The sequence below is a fragment of the Cognatundibacterium jejuense genome, from assembly GCF_014284255.1.
GTDB classification, from domain to species: domain Bacteria; phylum Pseudomonadota; class Gammaproteobacteria; order Burkholderiales; family Burkholderiaceae_D; genus Undibacterium; species Undibacterium jejuense.
Genome location: NZ_JACOFV010000027.1, coordinates 1 through 22,616, shown reverse-complemented (window position 1 = coordinate 22,616; position 22,616 = coordinate 1). Strand labels below are relative to the sequence as shown.

The following is a 22,616-nucleotide window of genomic DNA, read 5'->3' as shown; positions in this document are numbered from 1 at the left end:
CAGAAGCCGACGCATAGCAACAGCGTCGGCTTTATTTTTTAAACTAGTCTAAAATAGGTCTGATCCCTGTAGCGGCTTCCCATCGAATTTTGCTCTGTTATTGGAAAAATCTTGGTACAAAGAATCATAGAACGTGGCGAGATTGAATCGCTAGATCACACAGCGCTACCGCGTTTGCTGTTACCTGAAACTGCGGCGACCGTTTTTACAACGCGCGCAACCCGTTTGCGTGATTTGGCAGATGGCAAAGTCGCTGGCATCGCGTTTAACCCAGCCATGAGTGGCTACCTCGAATTCATCCGCGAAGTGGCATTAGCGCAAGCAGAGATCGCCAAATCATTGAGCAACGTTGATCTTGCTATGCCCGATCAACAATCGCTCAATCTGGCGCTGGATCACATGATGCCGCCGTTGGCTGCACAGTTAAAACGACCAGAAATCTGGCGCACTATTCTTTATCAGCTCATTGATCAATTAGCTGATAAAAGTAAGCCCGAACGGGCAGAACTTAATGTCGTTCTCACTGGCTTGCGTGAATTGAATGACACCGATCTGGAAGATCAGGCGAATGCCGTCTTAGCGCAACGCCATGAAGATGTGAACCCAGCGCAAGCGCCATTTATTGCGGCTGCTTTGCAAGTACTTTGGACAGCACGCGCTTCTCGACTCAAGCAACAACAAGTCCCGATGCTGGAAACGTTTACCTTGTGTCCCGTGTGCGGTTCACATCCGGTGGCCAGCCTGATTCGCATCGGTGGACAATCACAGGGTTATCGATATCTCCAATGCGGTATGTGCGCTAGTCAATGGCATATGGTCAGGGTCAAATGCGCAAGCTGCGAACAAAATGGGAAAATTTCATACCAAGGCTTAGACCGCATTGATGCACCTGAGCCTGCAGCGGCACCAGTCAACAAGGCCAACGACCCACGCAAATATGTACGTGCCGAGACGTGCGGTGATTGTCATTGCTACACCAAGATTTTTAATCAGGAACACGATTACAACGCGGAACCATTTGCTGATGACCTGGCTAGCCTGACTTTGGATATTCTGGTGAGCGAGGCAGGTTATACCCGTGGCAATATCAATCCACTGCTGTGGTTTGGAGAAACAGAATGACATCCGCACTTCCGGACACACCTGCAAACACGCTTCATCGCAGAGCTGTGTATTTGCCTTCGGTGGATAAGGTCTTGCAAGAAGCTGGCGCATTGATAGAACGCCATGGCCGAAGCCGGATTTTGCGTGCGGTGCAATCCTTGTTGAGTGAATTGCGCACTGCCGCTTTGACACACAATGAAGCAAAAGACGAAGATGCTCCCTGTATCAATGACATACTGAAACAAGTAGAAGTACGTCTGGCGCGGCAAGATAGCTCTAAATTGAAGAAGATGTTCAATCTGACTGGCACCGTCTTGCATACGAATCTGGGTCGCGCTTTATTGCCCGATGTGGCGGTCCAAGCGGTGGTTGACGCCATGACCTCAGCCAGCAATCTGGAATTTGATTTAGAAACTGGTAAGCGCGGTGATCGTGATGACCTGGTGGAAGAACTCCTGTGCGAATTGACTGGTGCCGAGGCCGCCACCATCGTCAACAATAATGCGGCAGCGGTTTTGCTGTTGTTAAACACGATGGCGATGGGCAAAGAGGTCATCGTATCGCGCGGTGAATTGGTCGAAATCGGTGGTGCGTTTCGTATCCCTGACATTATGCAACGTGCTGGCGCTACATTGCGTGAAACCGGCTCGACCAATCGCACCCATCTAGCCGATTACCGTAACGCGATTCAAGCAGATACTGCGCTGTTGATGAAAGTTCATTGCAGCAATTATGTGATTACCGGTTTTACCAAAAGTGTCGAGTTAGATGAAATCACCGCGTTAGGACGCGAACGCAATATTCCGACGGCGGTCGATCTCGGCAGCGGAACGCTGATTGATCTGGAGCAGTTTGGGATGGTGCGTGAACCAACGGTGCGTGAAGCGATAGAAGCGGGGGCGGATTTGGTCACGTTTAGCGGTGACAAACTTCTGGGCGGCCCGCAGGCTGGGATCATCGTTGGTCGTGCTGATTTGATTACCCAGATCAAACGCAATCCATTAAAGCGCGCTTTGCGCGTCGGCAAAATTACGCTCGCTGCACTGGAACCCGTACTTGCGCTGTACCGTTCACCGGAGTTGCTGACACAACGTCTGACAACCATGCGGTTGTTGACACGACCAAGAACAGAAATGCAACAGCAAGCGGAAACGCTCATCCCTTTAGTCCAACAGGCACTTGGTGACGCGTATCAGGTGCAAGGTGCGGAAATGTCGAGTCAGGTTGGTAGTGGTGCCTTACCCGTTGATCAACTACCTAGCTTTGGCATCAAAATCAACGCCAATCCAGCCCATAAGCTGAGCAACGCATTAGGGCGGCTGGAAAAAGCATTCAGGCAATTACCACGCCCTGTCGTTGGCAGAATAGCGAATGAAGCCTTCTGTCTTGATTTGCGTTGCCTGGATGGCGATCAGCAAGAATTCATTGACCAACTGGCGTTTTTAAAACCATGATCGTTGGTACCGCCGGACATATTGATCATGGTAAGACCACCCTGAGTCGCGCCTTGACGGGCGTTGATACTGATCGCCTGAAGGAAGAAAAAGCACGGGGTATTTCAATAGAACTGGGCTACGCTTACACACCGCTGCCCAATGGCGATGTGCTCGGTTTGGTTGATGTTCCTGGTCACGAAAAACTGATTCACACCATGGCGGCAGGGGCGAGCGGCATTGATTACGCGTTGTTAGTGATTGCTGCTGACGATGGCGTGATGCCGCAAACGCGCGAGCATTTGACGATACTGGAGTTGCTTGGCATCCAGCGCGGCGTAGTTGCTTTGACCAAGATTGATCGCGTTGATGCTGACCGCATTTCTGCCGTCAAAAAAGAAATACAACATTTACTGGCAACATCGTCTTTCGCCGATGCCACTATTTTTTGTACACAGGCGCATATAGAAAATGATCCGGGCGTGGCAGAACTCAAAGCGCATCTGATGAAGGTGGCACAAGCTCTAACCCAAAAAGAACATCAGCGTTTATTTCGATTAGCAATTGATCGCGTTTTTAACCTGAGCGGTAAAGGTTTGTTTATTGCTGGTACTGCTTCGGCTGGCGCGGTGGCAATTGGTGACACGATTACCTTAGCGCCATCTGGGAAAACTGTCAGGGTGCGAAGTATTCATGCGCAAAACCGGCCGGTTGATATTGCTTATGCGGGACAACGCCTGGCGATGAATATTGTTGGCGTTGAAAAAGATGAGGTTGAGCGCGGTCATTGGGCGACTGCTACCGCGATGGCAGAGTGTTCAGAACGCATCGACGTTGATTTGCAATTACTCGACAATGCTGGGTTAAGTTTAAAACCTTGGTCACAAGTCCATGTGCATCTGGGTGCTTCGCATCGTATTGCACGTGTCTTAATGCTTGATGGTGACAGCATCGAACCAGGGTGCCAGGCACGGGCACAATTAGTGTTCGAGGTGCCGGTACATTCTGTGCCTGGTGACCGCTTTGTTATTCGCAATGCCCAAGCGCAACGCACAATAGGCGGCGGCCGTGTTTTGGACCCGTTTGGACCGGCTCGAAAACGCCGCAGTCTGGAACGAAAACAATGGTTGGATGCACTGAGTAATTATCTCGATACCAATGATCACAATGCCTTGGTTGACGGCAGCGCGATGGGCATACGGCGCTCTTTGCTGACCCGATTGACGCAGTTGCCCGTTGAACAATTGCAATATCACGATGACGTTATTCAAATTGCCTTGCGTGGTGACGATGTGATCATTTTGCCGCACGCCGTATTGATAGCTTTGCGAGAGAAAATAGTCGTTGCTTTGCGTGCGTTTCATACAAATTTTCCGGATGAAACCGGACCGCAAAATCCCCGATTAAAACGTATCGTTGCGCCAGAAATAGATGAGATGGTGTGGCGTACGCTGATCGATAAACTCGTTCAGACAGAAGTATTGATTGCACAAGGACCATGGCTGCGACTGCCAGAACACAGCATTGAATTGGAACCCGAACAGCAGCGCTTGGCAGACGTGTTGCTCAATGCCTTGCTCGCATCCCAATTTGATCCACCGTGGGTGCGTGATCTGGCGAAAGCGCATCAGTTGAACGAAGAAACTGTTCGCAGCTTATTGCGTAAGCTGGCCTTGCGCGGTCAGGTATATCAGATCGTGCGCGATCTCTACTGTCATCCACAACGCATCGCCGAGTTGGCAAAGCTAGCAGAAGCCGTTGCCAGCACGTTGGAATTAAATAGTCCTTACCGTCAGATCAGTGCCGCCGATTTTCGGGATGCCAGTGGGATGGGACGAAAACGAGCAATTCAGTTTCTGGAATTCTTCGACCGCGTAGGCTATACTCGCCGCCTGCGTGATGTGCATGTATTGCGAACCGATAGTCTCTGGCAGGCCGCGAACATGCAGTGATATGATAGATGCAGTAACCATGGAAGGCACACGTATCCGGTGGTGCGGGCGGGCTTCAAACCCGTCAGGGGATGTCAATCATTCTCTCGTAAGTTCGACTCTTACTGTCTTCCGCCAATTCTCAACAATAAATATCCGGGCAGTGATTTACCTAAACTAGCCTGGCTGGTTGCTGCTTTGTTGAGATATGCAAAATACCTCGCCTCTTTGCAAGAAGAGCGCATCACGCAATCTTTGCTCCATTGAAATATAAAGGAAGTTTCAAATGAAGGTTTTTGGCATTACTGGTCATTCCGGAATGGGTAAAACGACCTTGTTGGAACGCCTGATCCCCGAATTGCAACAGCGCGGATTACGGGTTTCACTGATCAAACACAGTCATAAAAATATCGATATTGATCACCCGGGAAAAGATTCATATCGCTTGCGCGAAGCAGGCTGCCAGGAAGTTTTGTTGATGGGAAACCGTCGCTGGGCCTTGATGCATGAGCTGACCGAACAAGCTGAGCCATCTTTAGCGTATCTGCTAACCCGCTTGCACGACTGCGACCTGGTGCTGATCGAGGGTTTTAAATCAGAGCAATTTCCAAAGTTGGAAGTGTGGCGTCCATCGATTGGCCGGTCACAATTAGGTGCAGACTGGCCGGGGATTAAAGCGATAGCTTCAGATGCAGAAGTCACGAATGCCATTTTCCCTGTACTTGATCTGAGCGATATATCAACAATCGCAGATTTTGTAGTACAGCATGCAAGTGAATTTGCAGAGTAAAAAAGTTTTAACAATAAAGAAGCAACGTCGCAACAATGCTGTAGCTAAGAAATTAAAGTCACGGCGTTGAAAAATTCGTATATTCAACAAAACCATTCTGACGACAAAAACTCACGAGCTTTAAACCCGCTTTGTTGGCAATATCAATTGCCAGACAAGTCGGCGCTGAAATCGTAGCGAGCATAGGAATCCCTAAACGCGCTGTCTTACGCACCAATTCATAGCTGGCGCGACTGGACATGAATACAAATCCAGCACGTAAATCCTGCTGTTTCATGACAAGATGGCCGATCAACTTGTCTAATCCATTGTGCCGACCCACGTCTTCAAAAACCTTGAGCACAGTACCATCAAAATCACACCAGGCGGCAGCATGCACACCACCAGTTTCTGACATCAGAAATTGATTCTGGCTCAATTCGTTCACAGCACGCGCAATCACTGGCGACAATAATTCTGGCAACGCCGTTATCTGCATAGGCTCAGGTTCCAGATCCAGTAACGCTAGACTCTCAATGCCACAGACACCGCATCCAGTTCTGCCAGAAAGTGAACGACGTCGCTCTTTGAGTTTGATAAACGCGCTTTGTGCAATCGTCAGCTCTACTTCTGCTGAAGCAGGAAACGGATGTACGGCAATATCGTAAATTTCTGATTTGGACTGGACGATACCCTCAGTCAGCGCAAAACCTATTGCCAACTCTTCCAGGTCTAGCGGTGTCGCCATCATGACTGCGTGAGAGATGCCATTAAACACCAGTGCCACCGGTGTTTCTTCCGCTACCTTATCGGTGGTCATTTGACGCTCAGTTCCCCGTTGTCTCAGAATGGGGCGCTGTTGATAACCAACTGGGAGGTCAAATTTTTCGGAATCCATGTGCATCTCACTTTGCTTAAATCAGTTGGAACGGATCATAGGTTTTCTTTAATAGTGCGCTGACATCGCCGCTATAGCATGGATTATAAACGCCATCCTCTAAGCTTGGATCTGTAGCGATCATTTCTAGCTTCCAGCTGGTATGTTTTTTGAATTTATGTTCGGCAATCATTTCTTGAAGCGGCAACCAGACAACGCGAGGCGCTCGCGTGTTGGAAAAATAGTAGGTAGCGCTGTTGTGGTCCGCAATGGTTTGCCATACGGTATGTGAGCCAAGGCTACCATCAGCCTTCATATTACCAGCAGGGACGGCGCAAATTGAAGCGATGCCTTTTGATTAGTTGCTGCGAATATAGTCAGAACCCATGACGCGGTTTCGTCCTGAGTTTTTTGCCGTATAAAGCCGTTGGTCAGCGACTTTGTACAATTGCGATAGACCAGCACCATCCATAGGCCAATTCGCGACGCCAATGCTGGCAGTGACCCGCAACTGATGCTCACCTACGTTGACCAAAGTCGCCGCAATACTTTCACGTAGCCGTTCTGCAATTTGGATTGCCATTTCTGACGATACCCCTGGAATGAGTAAGCAAAATTCTTCTCCTCCGAAACGAAATGCCCAATCGCCTCCCCGGCATATGTCTGTCATGAGTGTTGATACGGTCATGAGCACTTGATCGCCTGCATCATGACCATAGCTGTCATTAATAGTTTTAAATTTATCAAGGTCGAGCAACAACATGCCAATCAATGTTGGCTGACCGCGCTGCCCTTTGGTTAATTGCTGAAAGATAGAGTCCAGATGCAGGCGATTGTGCAATCCAGTCAGCGAATCCGTCTCCGCCAATTTTTGCAGTCTGCCGACCATGGATGCTCGTTTTGCTTCAAACACATGCGACATCGCCCAAATACTGGCGGCACAAGAGCCAAGATTGATCAGCGCATTCCGTGTTACGTCGGGAGCTGGCAGATATAGACGCCAAATTAACAGCCCCATTCCAGCCACTAAATAAACGACACTAAAAATAAATCCCGTACGTAGGCCCATGAGTAAATAGGACAGCACTGGAATGAAACATAACCAATTAAATAAAAAGCTGCGGGTGGTCTGATTGAAGATGCCGATCAAAATCGTATTAAAACAAAAGAATAGTAATACTGCCGACCATCTTGTCAGATTCGGCGTCTTCTGATGAATGACCAGCATACCAATTGCCATGCCAACCAGGCTTACCTCTAACAAGCCATAAAGTAAATTGCCAGCTTTAAACTGGGTAGTAGAGGCCAAACTGCAAAAAAGAATAATGACGACCAACAAGACTCGCAATATGGTGCGTCGATACTGTAGTTCGTCTTCCCACAGTTTAGGTTTATTCATCGTGATATGAGCTCCATATTGGGCGCCAGTATTGAATAAGAACGAATGCAATGGCATTCCCTCGCCCTACGCTAGCTAAGCTAAGCGCACTAGAGTTCAACAGCTATTTTTCTTTTCGATAAGTTGGAATGTAACCGTAATGCTGCTTAAGAACAAACCACAAATGAAGAGAATGAAAATTTACCGCGCAAGCATTATGGGTCTTGCAATTAGTTTGCGTCAAGCAAGAAACTAGGTATATATTTGCAATGCACTTTTATCATGTAACTCCTCAGGCGGCAATAGTATTTTTAGGCATAAAAAGACTTATTTCATATGCCAGCCGCATCTGCGAATTCTTGTAATCACACACATTGACCAATCAAAAGCAGAAAATTCCTCGTTGTCTTGATTTGCGGAGTATTTGCAAGTTTGTATGACTCGATTTGCGAACGAAGCTTAAGTTAATATAGAAACAAGCAATGACTGCTTGAAAAATTAAGCTATTTTTTTCGGCAATCATTGCCAGTTCAAGCTTGGATACTCAAGAGTAACAAATGAATGCTTTTAGTTTCGTTGCACCTGTGCAACGAAAATTTGTTACTGAACTTAAGCTGTATCCACATTTTTTTATATTCAAAATCATCGTTTCAGGTGTCAAGGAGTCGACGAAGATTGAACTTTCGTTGTGCTGAACCGAGTCATCCATTGCATAAATTTGGCACCCGGAAAATTCTCAAAAGCGATGGACTGAATAGGTGTTAAGGGATTTTTTTCTCAATAAAAAATTTGCAAATAACATTAATCGACTCCGAAGGAGTTTCATTTTTCAGCGCGAAAAGTGCAATTTCAGGAAATAAAACGCAACATTGTAAAAAATGAAAGATGTATTTAACTGGTATTGCTGAGTGCAGTCATATCTGTGAGGTTACGCAAGTACTTTGCGCCTCGCCAGTTTGTTTGAATTGATGAAAATTGAAACGTCGAACATCATTCGATATGTTGATTTCTGGATTTTTGAACATATGATTTCAATACAAGCTTTTATATCGATGCCAAAATCTGTTGCTGACAGGTGGTGGTATTGACTTAAAAAAATAATCATCACCAGCTTAACGAAAATGGTGGTCGCATTTGATCTCATTTTGACTGAAAAATATTCATAGAAGAGTTTTTTAAAATCTCACTATTTGAAAATGAATCGACGATCATAAATGCATTTAATTTTCCCATTTTTCGATTTCATAAAAGTCTCTCAATAATCTTTTTCTTGAATTAAAAGTTCGTTTTTTTTGAAAAGTTCGAAATCAATATTTCTATACTTTTTTGAATATATATTTTAAGTGAAGCAAAAAGTAGTGATGGCTTTTACTTACAACTATTCGAATTTTGATACAAACGGCGCTGAATGCCTTTTCAAAATTCGACTATCTTCCACTTCAATAAATTTTTTGATGATTCTAAAAAATTGACCAAAATTTTTTGATAAATATCTCCCGATAGCCATGTAGTCGACGCATTACAAAACGAACTTGCAACTGACATTTTAGCTGCTTGGGGGCGCGTTTCATCCGCAAAAAAAATAGAGAGATTTTTAGCGTCGAAAATTGGAATGCTTGATTGATGAATTTAATTTTTTTCAAAAAAACAGCGCGTAGCTTCTTCATCGTATTTCGGTTTTTATGTACGAAGATTTTCAGTGTTTTTCCAGAAAATTTTTTTGTAGTACAAGTTCAAATCAGAATTTATTTTTTGAGAAATCAATCAAAGACGTGTTTAACAACGCTTAAGTTAAGGGGAGCCAAATCAGAAAAAATTTGAAAATAAGGATAAGACATTCGAGCAGTATTTCAATGTTATGCAAATCAAAAACGCTATTTTGTGAGGACCTACTAATGAAGTTGATTACTAAAGCTGTATTTGTACTAGGAAGTTGTGCTTTGGCTGGATGCGGAGGTGCCGGATCAGGCGTTACTTCTACCGGTCAAAGTACACCTACATCGTCAGTTCCTGCTGCACCCATTTCTTCTACACAACCTGACAAAGTCAGTACTGGGGGGATTTTACTGTCGACTATAAAAGTAAATACGACAGGCTGCAGCCCAGCTTGGGTTGATGGCAGTAGCTATTCTGCAGGTACGCAAGTGAGTTTTAACGGAGCAAACTACACAGCTCTCGTTACACAAACTGACTATCTAGGTGCTGGTTGGAATCCGAGTGTAGGGAGCCTCTGGTCGTTAGTTGGCGTGTGCTCAAGTGGCGAACTTCCACCAACAACGACGCCACCGATAACGACGCCGCCTGTGACGCCGCCCACGACAATACCGCCAGTTGGTGCAAGTTGCAATACAAGTTGGAGTGCATCAACGGCTTATAACGGCGGCGCAAAAGTAAGTTATTCCGGGATAAATTACCAGGCAAATTGGTGGACTCAAGGGGATAATCCTGCGACCAGAAGTGGAGTAGCTGGTAGTGGTTTGCCATGGGCAGTATTGGGAAGCTGCAATGGTGGAACTCCACCAACAACGCCACCAACAACGCCACCAACAACGCCACCAACGACTCCACCAACCACTCCACCAACCACTCCACCAACCACTCCACCAACGACGCCACCACCAACAGCAACACCGGGTTTCGTTTTTAGCCCATATAAAGACGTCACCATCAACCTTAATTGGAACACAAACGTATTAACAACAGCAGTAACGGGCAAAGCACAGCCATTGCTCAACGTTATTCCCAATAAACTGGGCGCCTTGACCTTGGCTTTTGCGACGGGTGAATGCGGTGCAGAATCTTGGGGTGGGCTCAGTGGGGATACATTGGCGCAAGCTAATATACCTGCACTGGTCGCTGCTGGAAAAAAATATATTATTTCAACCGGTGGCGCAGCTGGAGCATTTACATGTGCGACAGATAGCGGATTTACCCAATTTATCAATCGATACAACAGTGCCACTCTGATTGGTATCGACTTTGATATTGAAGCAGGACAATCTAACGATGTCATTAATAACTTAATCAGCCGAGTCAAGGCTGCCCAGGTTAAATTCCCATCACTACGCTTCTCATTCACCATTGCTACACTGGGTTCAAATAGTGGGCAAGACCTGGGCAGCGCCGGTATCACCGTGATGAATGCCATTAAAGCCGCTGGACTGAGCAACTATTACATCAACCTGATGGTGATGGATTATGGTTCGTCGTTGACGTCTAATTGCGTATTAGGATCCAACGGAAAATGTGATATGGGGCAGTCAGCAATTTCTGCAGCAATCAATTTGCATAATAATTGGGGTGTTCCATTTAAGCAGATTGAACTCACTCCCATGATCGGTGGTAACGACACAACTGATGAGGTTTTCAGTATTGCCAACGTCACGGCAGTATCTCAGTTTGCTTTGCAGAACCAATTAGCAGGCGTGCATTTTTGGTCTATAGATCGGGATGTCGATTGCGCACCTGGCTATGCTTCTCCAGTATGTAATAGCTATGGACAAGCTGGTACATTGGGATTTACCAATGCATTTATAAGTAATCTGGGCATGTGACGTTAAAGTAGGACGATGAAGTAATGAGACAGCGCATCAACATGCGCTGTCTCATTTTACGCGGGGCCGTAAAACCCAGCATCACCATGATTTTGAACGAGCATATTTTATCGTTCAGTTTTCTGAAATTCTTTATTTTTTTTCATGGATGATTCGTTGGTTTCAATCGTACTTTATTGAATGAACTCATGCCTCCTCAAAGCCAGCCAACTCTGCAAGGTGCTCTTGCACAACGATTTGCAATTCGGCTAATTTGATTCTTAGTCTCAGATCACGAGTTATTCCATCAATACCACGACCAAATCACACCGGAACTGACCGGCGACGATGCGCCAATAAGGGCTCAATTGTGGGATAAAGGTCTAACCACCTACATTAGCTAACGAATGAATCATAACAGCACCGAAGCTCAGGTATTTATGTCGGCGACCATGGCAGAAGCTACAAAATCGATTCTAAAAAAGATTGCACAAGAATTGTTAGATAATGCTGATTCCAAAGGAAAACATGAATATGCTGCCTTTTTGAATAAGTTTGGACTAACCAGTTTCACTCAAGCAAATTGAATTCATCAGTAGTAGCACTGCACTCGAATTTTATGATTGATCGCGAGAATAAATGAGCTGTATTCTCCGAATTTCTGGTAATAGCCTAGAAATTAACGCGATGGTCTTACGGTATCAACTTGTCGCAAATCGAATATGGAGAAAAGGTGAACCTCGGTCATTGAAAGGAAGCACTTATACTGAAATTTCCAATGATGGCTATTTTTATAATGTTAAGTAACCATTGAGTGCTTTTTTTGAAAAACTCAATCATGAGAGACGCTATCTTCGTGTTGCTAATGAATGTATTTAGACTCTCTCATTTGGACGGCAGCGTCCCTTTGTCCTAACTTTAACGCCATGTCTACGGATATTTTTTTTGCCAAAACGGATGATGCTAGCCGCCCCATGTTATTTCCAATTGAGGCAAATTCAGGAATTTCGACAAATTGGATTCCGATATAAGGGCGAGGTGTCAGCGTCGCATTATTGATATCGTCCTCATTAATTGCTCTGAAAACTGCATCCGCAAAGGGTGCAACTGCACGATAATGCATTTCTTCATAAGTGGAGGAACGGGTACCTGGAGGAATATTGATCCAACCATACTTTTTTGCGACAAGTTGTATATATTCCCTTGAAGTAGCCCATTCGATAAATTTCATTGCTTCAGCCGATGTTTTCGACGACTTCGGAATAGCAAGGGCCCAAGTCCATAACCATTTTGACCCTGTCGCTAGACGGAACACTGGCGCGCGTACAAAACCAATTTTATCAGCAACTTTTGATTGTTTAGGATCTAGGAGTGCGCTTGCGAAGACGGTTGCATCAATCCAAATGCCACAGTGCCCCCCTTGGAAAAGGGTGAGGTTTTTCGCATAGTCTTGTTCTTCGGGTTTAGGTGGGCCGTACAACGTTAGCAACTCTATGTACGTCTGAAGTGCCAATCTCCATTCTGAGGTATCAATCGTTGGATTCCATCTTTCATCAAACCAACGCCCACCAGCGGAATTTACCATCGTCGTTAGTAAAGCCATATTGGCACCCCATCCAGGATCGCCACGTAGGCAAATGCCATAAATCTGTTTTTCAGGAGAGTGGATAGCTGCTGCAATCCTTTTTATGTCATTGTATGTTGGTGCTTCAGGCATGCTGAGCCCAGCATTTGCTACAAGGTCCTTCCGATAATAAGTCATAGAACTTTCTGCATAAAATGGCAGCGCGTATAAGTTATTATCGAGAGATAGCATATGCCGAACTGGCTTGATTACATCTTCAATGGCATATTGAGGTGACAGATTTTTAAGCGGTAATATCCAGTTGTTTTTAGCCCAAATTGGTGTTTCGTACGCACCGATGGTCAGAATATCGTACTGCCCATCCGATATAGCCAAGTCCGACAATAGACGCAAGCGCAGTGTTTTTTCATCTAATACTCTCCAATCAAAGCTGATATCTGGATGCTTTTTTTGGTACTCCACTGATAGTTTTTGCAGTGTAAGCATTGATGCTATTTTTAATGTGCCTATGGTAAGAATGGTGTTACCTCTCGCAGGCAAGATAGCTGCACTTAAGCCATGGTCATACATAATTTTGTAAAGAGTGCCATCCTTTTTTAATATTTGCAGACCATGATTAAATTCCTCTTTTAATTGACCTGTTTTTGAAGATGATTTGGGAAAACCAATGTAGAAATTATTGGTCGAAAAAGAGGTAAATATCTCCAATTGATTAATATATTGTGGGCGTTGTTCCGCTATTAAATCTCCCGCTGTCAATTTGTCTAGTAGCATAAAATCGAGCTGGTTCGTCATTAGCATATCCAGTCCTTCGAGGTCAGAGTTTACGATAATTTTTTTCGATTGGTCCGCGTAAACTAGCTCAGGAGGTATGGCTGCTTTATTGGTAAAACCAACTCGGTATTCGGAAATATTTTTTAATAATCCAGATTTATCTGTTTTGTTGGCTCTTGTATCTACAAACTTAGAAGCAGTTTTTTTCATTAGTACGAAACGACCGGCGGGGAAGGAATTTGAAAGAAGAAAATCAGCTTCACTGACATTGCCAGAGTATATGGCTAAATATCCATCCGATTCGCCCTGCATTGCCATTTGATTCGCACGAGCAAGTGGAAAGAAGTTGATCTTTACCTTGTAGCCTACGCGACTGTAAGCCTCGGTCACAACCTGTGCAGCGTATCCGATATTAGGTAAATCTTTTCCTAAATATGGTGGCTGTTCAGCAGCGGACAGAATAATTTCTTTTCTGTTTGTGTTGATGTCACCGGCAACAACTTGTTTATTTAAGTGGGTGGTAAGAAACGTCAATAATATTATCGTAAGAAAAGTTCTCATAGGTACTTCTCCGTTTCCACAACATCTTTCATCTTAGCATTGAATTTTTTATTGTCTAAGTAAATTGGGTATGCATGCTGTTTATAGTAAAGACCACTAACCTTGGAGAAGCATCTCCTTATTTAAAAACTCACTATGTTCATCATGGTGTAGATGGTGAGCCAGATCGCAAGCAGGCATTCTTCCATAGACCTGTATTACCACTTCTGAGCGGCTAAGGCGATTAACCTAAAGCAACAACGAACGTCGGACGAGTTTAAATGGCAACGTCAATCAAAGAGACGTTGACGCATTTGCCATTAAGATAGGGGAAGAGAGATTAACTCTTTAGGGTGCAAGACAAAAAATTGACTTAAATTCATGCACGTGTGGGTATGACGCTTATTTTGTACAACCTTATACTGAAAAGCAATATTAAAAAGCGAGAAACCAATCAAGCCTGTCTTCAAATTTCTTTTGAATTAGTGCGCGCTCGCTTTTGGCGCGTATCAAGGCCTCAACACAATATTGGTCGAGGCGGAGTAGGGTGGCTTCTAAAGTGGACCCACAAAGCCAGACAAGAGTTTAAGGAGTACCCTGCAAGAAGCTAAGCAACGAAAGCAGGCGATGAGCGAACTCAAAAGAAACAGTTTTAGCGGGCAACAAAAGGCCAAAGTGGCTCTGGAGGCAGTACGAGGTCTCAAGACGATCAATGAGATTGCCCAAGAGCACAATGTGCATCCGACTCAAGTCAGACAATGGAAGAAAGAGCTGGTTGATCAAGCTGCACTCTTTTTTGATGCCAAGCGTGGTCCCAAACCAGTTGATGCTCAAAGTGACCCAGAGCGGCTGTACGCCAAGATAGGTCAACTGAACATGGAACTCGATTGGCTCAAAAAAAAGTCCGGGATCAGCCGGTAGAAGATCGTCAGGCATGGGTAGTGTCTGATGAGCATATCGGATTGACGGTGCAATGCAAATTGGCTGGTGTAGCCAGTGCCACTTATTACGACAAGAAACAGCGGCAACAGCAGAAAGTTGATGAAGCCGAATTAGTTTTGCTGGACCTACTTGATACCGAATACACCAGGCATCCGTTTTACGGTAGTCGGCGCATGACGGTCTGGTTACGTTTGCTGGGATATCTGATCAATCGCAAACATGTCCAGCGACTGATGCAAAAGTTAGGGTTAGCAGGTATGGCTCCAGGCCCCAAGACCAGCGTTGCGCATCCGGGACACAAGATTTACCCTTATTTACTGCGTGGTTTGCCAGTGATCCGGCCGAACCATGTGTGGAGTGTCGACATAACCTATGTTCGGCTGGCGAGGGGATTTGTGTATTTGGTCGGCATCATGGACTGGTACAGTCGCAAGGTGTTGTCATGGCGATTGTCGAATACGATGGATGCAGGGTTTTGCGTGGACTGCCTGGAAGAAGCAATCAGGCACTATGGAAAACCAGAGATATTTAATTCGGATCAGGGATCGCAATTTACCAGCGATAGTTTTACTAAGGTTCTGCTGGACCGCGACATAAGGATCAGCATGGATGGTCGAGGTCGAGCGTTGGACAATATCTTTGTAGAACGGCTGTGGCGCAATGTGAAGTACGAGGACATCTACTTAAATGGTTACGCTACGGTGCCGGAGCTGATGCTTGGTTTAACGAAATACTTTATGTTTTACAACGAAGAACGCCCACATCATGGTTTGGGCTATCAAACGCCGAATTCAGTGTATCGGACGGCAACGGGTGGCGGCGCACTCATTGCGGATAAATTTAGCGACGCGAGTAAGGAGTCCTGTGTTTCGCTACGCTCCACACAGGATTCCTTACTCACAGAGGCAGAACAACCGGGACAGCGCGGTGCAGCTGTTATAGAAGCAGAGAATGTTTCTTAAACTAAGCAGATATTTGTCTGGACAGATGGGTCCACTTTATTCCTTGCATAGCTCGGCGATGGATTCTTCGTCACTAAAGGCCTGTTTGTAGGGGCGTTTACTTGATAAGGCATCGTACACGTCTGCAATTGCAACGATCCGGCTCTCAATGGGTATTTGCTCAAGCGTTAAATCCTCAGGGTAGCCAGACCCATCGCCGCGCTCGTGGCGAAATGCGACGATGTTACGCATTACCCGGAATGCCAGATCGGATTCAAGCTCCAGCGCCGTATTCATCTTGTCGATAATTTGCATGCCAATTTCGACATGTGAACGCATTACATACCACTCATGCTCTTCCAGCCTTCCTGGTTTTAGCAAAATATTATCTGGAATGCCGATTTTCCAATATCGTGAAGCGGCGCAAACAGAAAAACGTATTCAATGCGAGGTATCTGCCCTAGCAATAATTGCTAAGGCAGAGGGCCAATTTTTCCATTGCCTTTCGAGTTAATGGCGTCGTGGGAATCGTGTCGTGAGCTTGAAATCCTTAATGGCAAGTCTTGAATTTCCGCTACTTAAGTTCAAACACATTGTCCAGTGAACTCGCATTTTATCGATAACAATTATTTGATTATCGTGTGTTTAATATACCCAAAGCCCGTAGCTTTAATTGAACTTTGGATGCCGACGCAAAACGAATATTGACCTGAAGGAGGGAGACTATTTTTTGCGACTCACGTGAATAATTGCAAATTAGGATCAGGATATCGATATCCGAGAGCGACAATTTATGTCGCACGGAAATTCAAGCTGATGCTCAGGTATTTTCAATGATAAGCTCACTGACAATCTGAGTAGCCTGCGTTGATAACACAAGTTCAAGCGCCATTTGCGCCCTGGTCATTCCCACAAATAGTTTTCTTTTCTCTTTCTGAGTTAATTCACTAAAATCAATTTCACTCAGGATCACAGCGGGAGAGCTTTGTCCTTTGTAGCGGTACACGGATTCAACCATTAATTCGCCGTCTGTCCAGATTGGATCTCCATCGCGGGTATAGTCGCCAGTAAATTGTCGGATGTGGTGCTTACCGATACGTTCTGCTGTTAATATCTCAGAGCGCTCTCTGCCGCATGCGGTAAGCACTACAATGTCATTCAGAGCAAAGCCTTGCGCTAGTAAATTATTGACCGCCGCTTCAGTCTTATTGAGAAGCTGTCTGCGATCGCCGTATTCATGAAAGGTAGGTAATTCCCCTTTGAATGGGTTTTTACTTTGTATTGTTCTGCTGGTTAATCCCAGAGTGTTAATGACATCACAAATTAGCTTGGGGCTGCGAAAATTGTCTTGGCATTCGATTTCTACTGCGCCCGGAATATCGAATTCTGAGCGCTTGTAGAGTCGCTGATCATCATCTTGCAGAATAAAGAGCTTGCCGTCTTCCTTTAACTGCGATGCCAGGCTTTCCAACCATTCAGCTTCAAAATCCTGAGCCTCGTCTATGATTAGTAAATCAAATTTTTGTGGAAAGTCCTGGCTATCATTCAGATAGTTTGCGGTTGCCTGCTCGAAGAATTTTGTTTGCGTGAAATCTGGCTCCCCGTGATGTCGACGGAAATGTTCGACGCAGAGCTCATCAAAATTTGAAACCAATGCTCTGGAAGGCGCAATAGGACGTAGGTGATCCGCTAATGTACGGTTATAGCAAATATAGGCGACGGACTCTGATCTGGCTAATGCAGAATTCAATAAGTTAAGTGCAAGTTGCGTTTTTCCAGAACCTGCGGTTGCATGGATTTTATAAATGCCTGTGGGGGACGTAATTCTTGGAACCCAAGTTGCGAGGCCATCGGCCAATTGCCTTACTGTCGATTGCAACTGATTTTTGAGTACGCAGATATCGACGTTGACTCGAAACTCGTTGTGCAAAAATCGTTTAAGCATCGCTATGTCAGAGCATCTCTTGCCTGAGGATAAAAATTCTCTGACGTAAATACCTAAATGATCGTAGCGACTTGCATCAATAATTCTATCCTTGGGTATCGAAATTGGTTGTTCACCTGTGAGCGTGCAGTCCGGTATGACCAGACAGGTACTGATGTAAGTGTCGATACCAATCTCATTTAAGCGGGTTCTGAATGCACCATACTGATACCGGCATTGCCTCCCAACATCATGCGTCTTATCGGAGTAGATTTTATAGAGACCACCATCCCGTGAAACCACATCACCAGCTTTTACCTCGATCAGTAATATCTGTCCATGAGGTGCTAAAACTAGAATATCAATTTCCGTAAACTGATCAGCATCAGCGGCTATCGTGTGTAGCGGGATGCTATGAAAGATTTCGTAATTATCTGGAAGTGACTGCTGCAATCGCTCGATGACTTCTAATTCACGAAAAAGACCGCCATTTTTTCTGACTGAGGGAAGGGCGCTAGGAGTGATGTTTGCCATAACAAGTCATGTGGATGATGTGCTTGTTATGATGCCATGTGTTTTGATATTTTGTCTATTAATTAAGATCAGATTATTCTGATTTCTGGAAAATATTTTTTGCTTTGTGACGTGGTTTTGATCAATCTCAATTCCGAGTTTATCAATAGTTTTTGGGTACCGATCTTAGAAAACTAACTCACCGATTCAATTAAATTCGAATGCGCAGACGGTGTGCGACGTAGGCTGTCGCAAGCTTACTTTATTCTTCGCAGGTAGCATTTTTTCAAATTGCCATTGCAATATTTACTTCGAATTATTGACATCACAGGGACGCATCATGGGAAACAATACCTCACCACTAGTAAGCCTGTTAGCTTTTTCAATCACCTTCGCTGCTGGAATATTGAGTGCCATTGCAATTAAAAAGTACGTTGAATGGGAAAAGCATCGCGACTAAAAAAATATTAACTGATTTCTTATTCGGAGCATCGCTTCTTGTCTAGCTCAGAGGTCGAATTTACTCACTCTCCCCATTCTTTTTAAAAGTTAATTGATCATGCCAGTCATTATTCGCACACCTGAAGAAATTTTGCGCGCCGAAAAGAAAGACCTTTACTTCATTCGCTTTAATCAAAATAATTTTGAAAAGGCTCAAAACGAGTTGATCCGTTGGTTGGACAAGCATATACCCACTTCGTTATACGAAAAGATGGCGCCATCCGAACATTCTGGTTTTATCTCTGGCTATTTGGGGGATCTTCGTATCGATTTTACTGAAGCAGATTTGGACACGTTTTGCAAACAATGGGAAACGCCTGAGGGAAAAAGCCTGGACAAGCGTTTTCAGTGCTTTTTTAAGCCCTACAAGGATTGGTTTGACGGCATTAGCCAGTACGCACCCCTTCGAACAAAACCATGCGGCACAGGTCTTTTCGTTTGGTGGGATACGCCTTCAGGCTTTATCTATCATCAGATAAACCAAGATATTGCACGAGAGCAGGAAATTGATGTACATCCCTTAAGTCCAAAAGATCTTTGGTTTCAAGCAGTTCAACTGTGGCCTGAGCTATCGACACTCGATTCGGGAGAACTGTTCTACGGTCATAATTATTTCGATCATGAGGGCGTCGCTAACCTCATCTACGATCATGACGTTTTCTTTGATGAAGTTCAGTTCTTGCCAGAGCGCCGTCAAGCCTTATTGGATTGGTTTAATTTGCCAACGTCCACCATATTCAATGAGTTTCAATGGTAAATAAAATCATTGGGATAAATTAGATTTTGGAATTGAAGTCTATGAAATTTCATTCAATGATTTCGACTCTATCTTTGCGACAAATTATGTCGCAAAGATAAAAAAAATAATATTCATCTGGGCGAATCTCAGCGACATGATTTGTCGCTGCCGCATTCAATAATGTCTCTATCCAAACGAGATGTGATCGCCAGAAATACAGCCATCGCATTACGGTTAATTTTTCATGACAGAGGCAATCAAGATGGGTCAAGAAAATAATCGACGCTACGCAATCGAAGGCGCACACGTGATTGACACGCAAACGCATCAGCAAATTTATATCCGTGCTTTATTAGATGTGGGGTGTTATGAATATGTGAGTTCCAATCTCCCCTGCTCCGAACGACTTAAGATCATCAACGCGATTGGCGAGCAACAAGCAATTGCCATGATGAGGGCGATCTGTGAATCAAAGGGGAGGGCATTTGATGAAGAAAAAGATGGGCGCCTCAACATCAAAATTCTGAAAATGTTGGCTGAGAGTAATTACTGAATAAGAGTGAATTCCGATGGCGATCAATTTATTTTCTTAATCGTCATCTCAATGACATTTGAAAATGTAATAATGGTAACTAGTTGTAATTTTTGCTTATTTTAAAATATATGTCCGAAACAGTTTTGCGCCAGATAGAGTGCCTCAAATTATTATCGAAAGATAGAACCCGCAGTGCTAATGAGATACACAAAGCACTCGAAGACCGTGGATTTAAAACGTCTAAACGGACGGTCGAACGCGATTTACAAATGCTGTCTGGCAGTGTTGGCATTATTGCCGACGAGGAACAAAAACCTTTCGGCTGGAAATATAGCAAAGATGTAGCGCTCAGTCTGATGCCTGGTTTAAGTGAAGCTGAGGCATTGAGTTTTCTGTTGCTCAAGCAGTTTGCTAGCCGGCTACTACCAAGCAGCATCGAAGATGATCTGGAATTTTATTTCAAGAGTGCAGCAAAATCTTTAACGGAAAACGTATCCAAGAGTGCTGTGCGTACTTGGCCAAACAAAGTTCGTACCGTAGAAACTAGCCTGGCGTTGCAACAACCAAATAATGATCCTGTTGTTCAGAAGGAACTTTATAACGCCTTGTTCAGAAGTAAGCAAGTAGAGATAAGTTACCGACCTGCTGGCAAGCCAGAAGCAAGAAGCTATTCGCCAATTAACGTATTGGGCCTGATAGAACATGGCGCAGTGATTTACGTCGTTGCCAATTTTGAAGGCTACGACAACATCCGCTTGCTCGCCCTGCATCGCATTCGCAAAGTCAAGATGCTTGACACCGCAACCGTTACGCCACCCGGATTTAATCTCGATGAATACATTGCCAGCGATGGTATGGGCTTTGGTGGAGACGGTAATGAAATTCAATTAGTCCTACGCTTTTACGATGGTGCCGGTTACGCATTGCGCTCTATAAGTTGGTGAGCAAGCTGTTACGTAGTTATGCCAATATTGCTAATGAGTTGCGTGCTGCAGGGTTTAGTGTTGAAGAGATCACACAAATCAAGATCGACGTCGTCCATTACGAAAAAATGCGCGATGAGGTGAAACTAGCTAGTGGCGATTACCTCGATATGAAGCGTTTTGAGCCTGCGATGCGCCACTTGCTAGACATGTACATCCGTGCAGAAGGGAGTGAAAAACTCATTGATTTTGAAGAGCTAGGCTTAATCCAATTGATTGTTGAAAAAGGTAACGATGCCCTGGAAGAATTGCCTGACGGCATCAAGAGCAATCCGGAAGCCATGGCGGAGACGATTGAAAACAATATGCGTAAAACCATTATTGATGAAAATCCTGTTAACCCAAAATATTATGAGCGGATGTCAGAGTTATTAGATGCCATCATTGAAGAGCGACGCAATCAAGTCATTAATTATCAAGAATACTTAGAGAAAATAAAAAGTCTCGCTCGAAAAGTGTTAAGGCCACAGGGCGACGCGAAGAACCCTTATCCCACCAGTATTGATACCCAAGCCAAGCGTGCTTTGTTTGACAATCTTGAAAGTGACGAAGTGTTGGCCAATAAAATAGACGCCGCGATTCGCTATACGAAGAAAGCCGATTGGGTTGGCGATCGTTTTAAAGAGCGAGAAATCGCTAATGCAATTCGCGAAGAAGCAGCGGGTTACAATGTCGATATCGCGGCAGTGTTAGAGCTGGCGAAAAACCAACGTGACTACCAATGATTTTTTTAGGCTGATATTGTGGGCAGGATAATAGACGAAAGCGCTACGGAGAGCTATTTGGTGATCCGTGATATGGAAATTCAAGTCATTCGTAAGACCATTAAAAATTTTCACCTCGCTGTCTTACCCCCATATGGCAAGGTTCGCGTTGCTGTCCCCCATCATGTGACTGATGAGCGCGTACGACTGGCGATTATTTCAAAACTAGCCTGGATCCGCAGGCAACAAGCCGATTTTAATCAGCAACCGCGTCAGACCGAGCGTGAAATGATCAATGGCGAAAGCCATTACTTATGGGGGCGGCAGTATCGCCTGGAAGTGATTGAACAAGTCGGCAAGCACCGGATTGAAGTAAAAGGAAAAAGTAAGCTCCGTCTTTATGTACAAGCAGGTACCTCCGCTGATAACCGGCTTGTGGTGTTGAATAACTGGTACCGCGAGCAACTCAAGGTTAAGATCGACGAACTCATTGAACATTGGTCGCCGATAATAAAGCGCAAACCTAAAAGTTGCGGTATTCGGAAAATGAAAACCAAATGGGGGAGTTGCAATATTGAAACCAAGCGAATTTTATTCAACCTCGAACTCGTTAAGAAGCCCCCTGAATGCCTGGAATACATTCTGGTTCATGAGCTAGTCCATTTATTGGTGCGCCATCACAACGAGCGCTTCCGGAAGCATATGGATACATTCCTGCCAAAGTGGCGTGAGCACCGGAACTTGCTCAATACATTGCCATTGGCGTATGAGGATTGGCAATATTAAGAGCCTGTAAATAAATTTGTGTAAATGTCCACGGTCTATTAACCTCTGAAGAGGAATTTACCGATGGACATTGTAATGGATAGAGAGAAACTTAAAGCGTTGGCAAAAGAGCTTGCCAAGGACA

The 22,616-nt window shown here is 44.7% G+C and carries 17 protein-coding genes, 1 tRNA gene and 1 pseudogene; 13 read left to right on the top strand and 6 right to left on the bottom strand.

Going from position 1 to position 22,616, the window contains the following annotated elements; genetic code table 11:
* Positions 1 to 111: 111 nt before the first annotated feature.
* The 5 genes from fdhE to mobB all read left to right on the top strand — a co-directional run bounded on the left by fdhE (position 112) and on the right by mobB (position 5,258).
* Positions 112 to 1,122: a formate dehydrogenase accessory protein FdhE gene (fdhE, locus tag H8K32_RS19450; protein ID WP_186914223.1), complete on the top strand. Its 1,011-nt coding sequence runs from the start codon at positions 112 to 114 to the stop codon at positions 1,120 to 1,122.
* Positions 1,119 to 2,558 (top strand): L-seryl-tRNA(Sec) selenium transferase, encoded by a 1,440-nt coding sequence (selA, locus tag H8K32_RS19445; protein WP_186914222.1) that lies wholly within the window; start codon positions 1,119 to 1,121, stop codon positions 2,556 to 2,558. The genes fdhE and selA overlap by 4 nt, the downstream gene beginning before the upstream one ends.
* A complete protein-coding gene (selB, locus tag H8K32_RS19440; protein WP_186914221.1) occupies positions 2,555 to 4,489 on the top strand; it encodes a selenocysteine-specific translation elongation factor in 1,935 nt (644 codons plus the stop codon). The genes selA and selB overlap by 4 nt, the downstream gene beginning before the upstream one ends.
* 21 nt (positions 4,490 to 4,510) lie before the next feature.
* Positions 4,511 to 4,606 (top strand) — tRNA-Sec (locus H8K32_RS19435).
* A gap of 148 nt (positions 4,607 to 4,754) precedes the next feature.
* Entirely contained in the window at positions 4,755 to 5,258 is a 504-nt protein-coding gene (gene mobB / locus H8K32_RS19430; RefSeq protein WP_186914220.1) for a molybdopterin-guanine dinucleotide biosynthesis protein B, read from the top strand.
* Positions 5,259 to 5,316: 58 nt separating this feature from the next.
* Here the strand turns inward: mobB and fdhD are convergent, their stop codons facing one another.
* The 3 genes from fdhD to H8K32_RS19415 are packed head-to-tail and all read right to left on the bottom strand — an operon-like array spanning position 5,317 to position 7,513.
* Positions 5,317 to 6,135 (bottom strand): formate dehydrogenase accessory sulfurtransferase FdhD, encoded by an 819-nt coding sequence (fdhD, locus tag H8K32_RS19425; RefSeq protein ID WP_186914219.1) that lies wholly within the window; start codon positions 6,133 to 6,135, stop codon positions 5,317 to 5,319.
* Positions 6,136 to 6,151: 16 nt separating this feature from the next.
* Positions 6,152 to 6,430: a hypothetical protein gene (locus H8K32_RS19420; RefSeq protein ID WP_186914218.1), complete on the bottom strand. Its 279-nt coding sequence runs from the start codon at positions 6,428 to 6,430 to the stop codon at positions 6,152 to 6,154.
* A gap of 42 nt (positions 6,431 to 6,472) precedes the next feature.
* Positions 6,473 to 7,513, bottom strand: a complete 1,041-nt coding sequence (locus H8K32_RS19415) for a GGDEF domain-containing protein (protein WP_186914217.1) — start codon at positions 7,511 to 7,513, stop codon at positions 6,473 to 6,475.
* 1,874 nt (positions 7,514 to 9,387) lie between these two features.
* Here H8K32_RS19415 and H8K32_RS20630 point away from each other — a divergent pair.
* Together H8K32_RS20630 and H8K32_RS20625 are read left to right on the top strand one after the other, a co-directional pair.
* Positions 9,388 to 11,046 (top strand): carbohydrate-binding protein, encoded by a 1,659-nt coding sequence (locus H8K32_RS20630; protein ID WP_281388634.1) that lies wholly within the window; start codon positions 9,388 to 9,390, stop codon positions 11,044 to 11,046.
* A 431-nt stretch (positions 11,047 to 11,477) separates the two neighbouring features.
* The gene (locus H8K32_RS20625; RefSeq protein WP_281388633.1) at positions 11,478 to 11,612 is read left to right on the top strand and encodes a hypothetical protein; all 135 of its coding nucleotides are present in this window, start codon (positions 11,478 to 11,480) and stop codon (positions 11,610 to 11,612) included.
* Positions 11,613 to 11,887: 275 nt separating this feature from the next.
* On the opposite strand, the gene H8K32_RS19400 is transcribed toward H8K32_RS20625, so the two are convergent.
* Complete coding sequence (locus tag H8K32_RS19400) at positions 11,888 to 13,945, bottom strand: extracellular solute-binding protein (RefSeq protein ID WP_186914215.1); 2,058 nt, start codon at positions 13,943 to 13,945, stop codon at positions 11,888 to 11,890.
* 606 nt (positions 13,946 to 14,551) lie between these two features.
* Here H8K32_RS19400 and H8K32_RS19395 point away from each other — a divergent pair.
* Positions 14,552 to 15,708, top strand: a pseudogene (locus H8K32_RS19395) (IS3 family transposase); the annotation flags it as partial.
* A gap of 156 nt (positions 15,709 to 15,864) precedes the next feature.
* Here H8K32_RS19395 and H8K32_RS19390 read toward each other — a convergent pair.
* Positions 15,865 to 16,188, bottom strand: a complete 324-nt coding sequence (locus tag H8K32_RS19390; RefSeq protein ID WP_222613203.1) for an HD-GYP domain-containing protein — start codon at positions 16,186 to 16,188, stop codon at positions 15,865 to 15,867.
* A 439-nt stretch (positions 16,189 to 16,627) separates the two neighbouring features.
* Positions 16,628 to 18,265, bottom strand: a complete 1,638-nt coding sequence (locus H8K32_RS19385; protein WP_186914214.1) for a nuclease-related domain-containing DEAD/DEAH box helicase — start codon at positions 18,263 to 18,265, stop codon at positions 16,628 to 16,630.
* 538 nt (positions 18,266 to 18,803) lie between these two features.
* On the opposite strand from H8K32_RS19385, the gene H8K32_RS19380 reads away from it, so the two are divergent.
* The 5 genes from H8K32_RS19380 (at position 18,804) to H8K32_RS19360 (ending at position 22,492) form a co-directional block, all read left to right on the top strand.
* Entirely contained in the window at positions 18,804 to 19,502 is a 699-nt protein-coding gene (locus H8K32_RS19380; RefSeq protein ID WP_186914213.1) for a hypothetical protein, read from the top strand.
* 244 nt (positions 19,503 to 19,746) lie between these two features.
* On the top strand, positions 19,747 to 20,037 hold the full coding sequence (locus tag H8K32_RS19375; RefSeq protein WP_222613202.1) for a hypothetical protein: 291 nt from the start codon (positions 19,747 to 19,749) through the stop codon (positions 20,035 to 20,037).
* Positions 20,038 to 20,147: 110 nt separating this feature from the next.
* Entirely contained in the window at positions 20,148 to 20,963 is an 816-nt protein-coding gene (locus H8K32_RS19370) for a helix-turn-helix transcriptional regulator (protein ID WP_186914211.1), read from the top strand.
* Positions 20,960 to 21,727: an HsdR family type I site-specific deoxyribonuclease gene (locus H8K32_RS19365; protein WP_186914210.1), complete on the top strand. Its 768-nt coding sequence runs from the start codon at positions 20,960 to 20,962 to the stop codon at positions 21,725 to 21,727. The genes H8K32_RS19370 and H8K32_RS19365 overlap by 4 nt, the downstream gene beginning before the upstream one ends.
* A 72-nt stretch (positions 21,728 to 21,799) precedes the next feature.
* Positions 21,800 to 22,492: a M48 family metallopeptidase gene (locus H8K32_RS19360; protein WP_186914209.1), complete on the top strand. Its 693-nt coding sequence runs from the start codon at positions 21,800 to 21,802 to the stop codon at positions 22,490 to 22,492.
* Positions 22,493 to 22,616 lie beyond the last annotated feature (124 nt).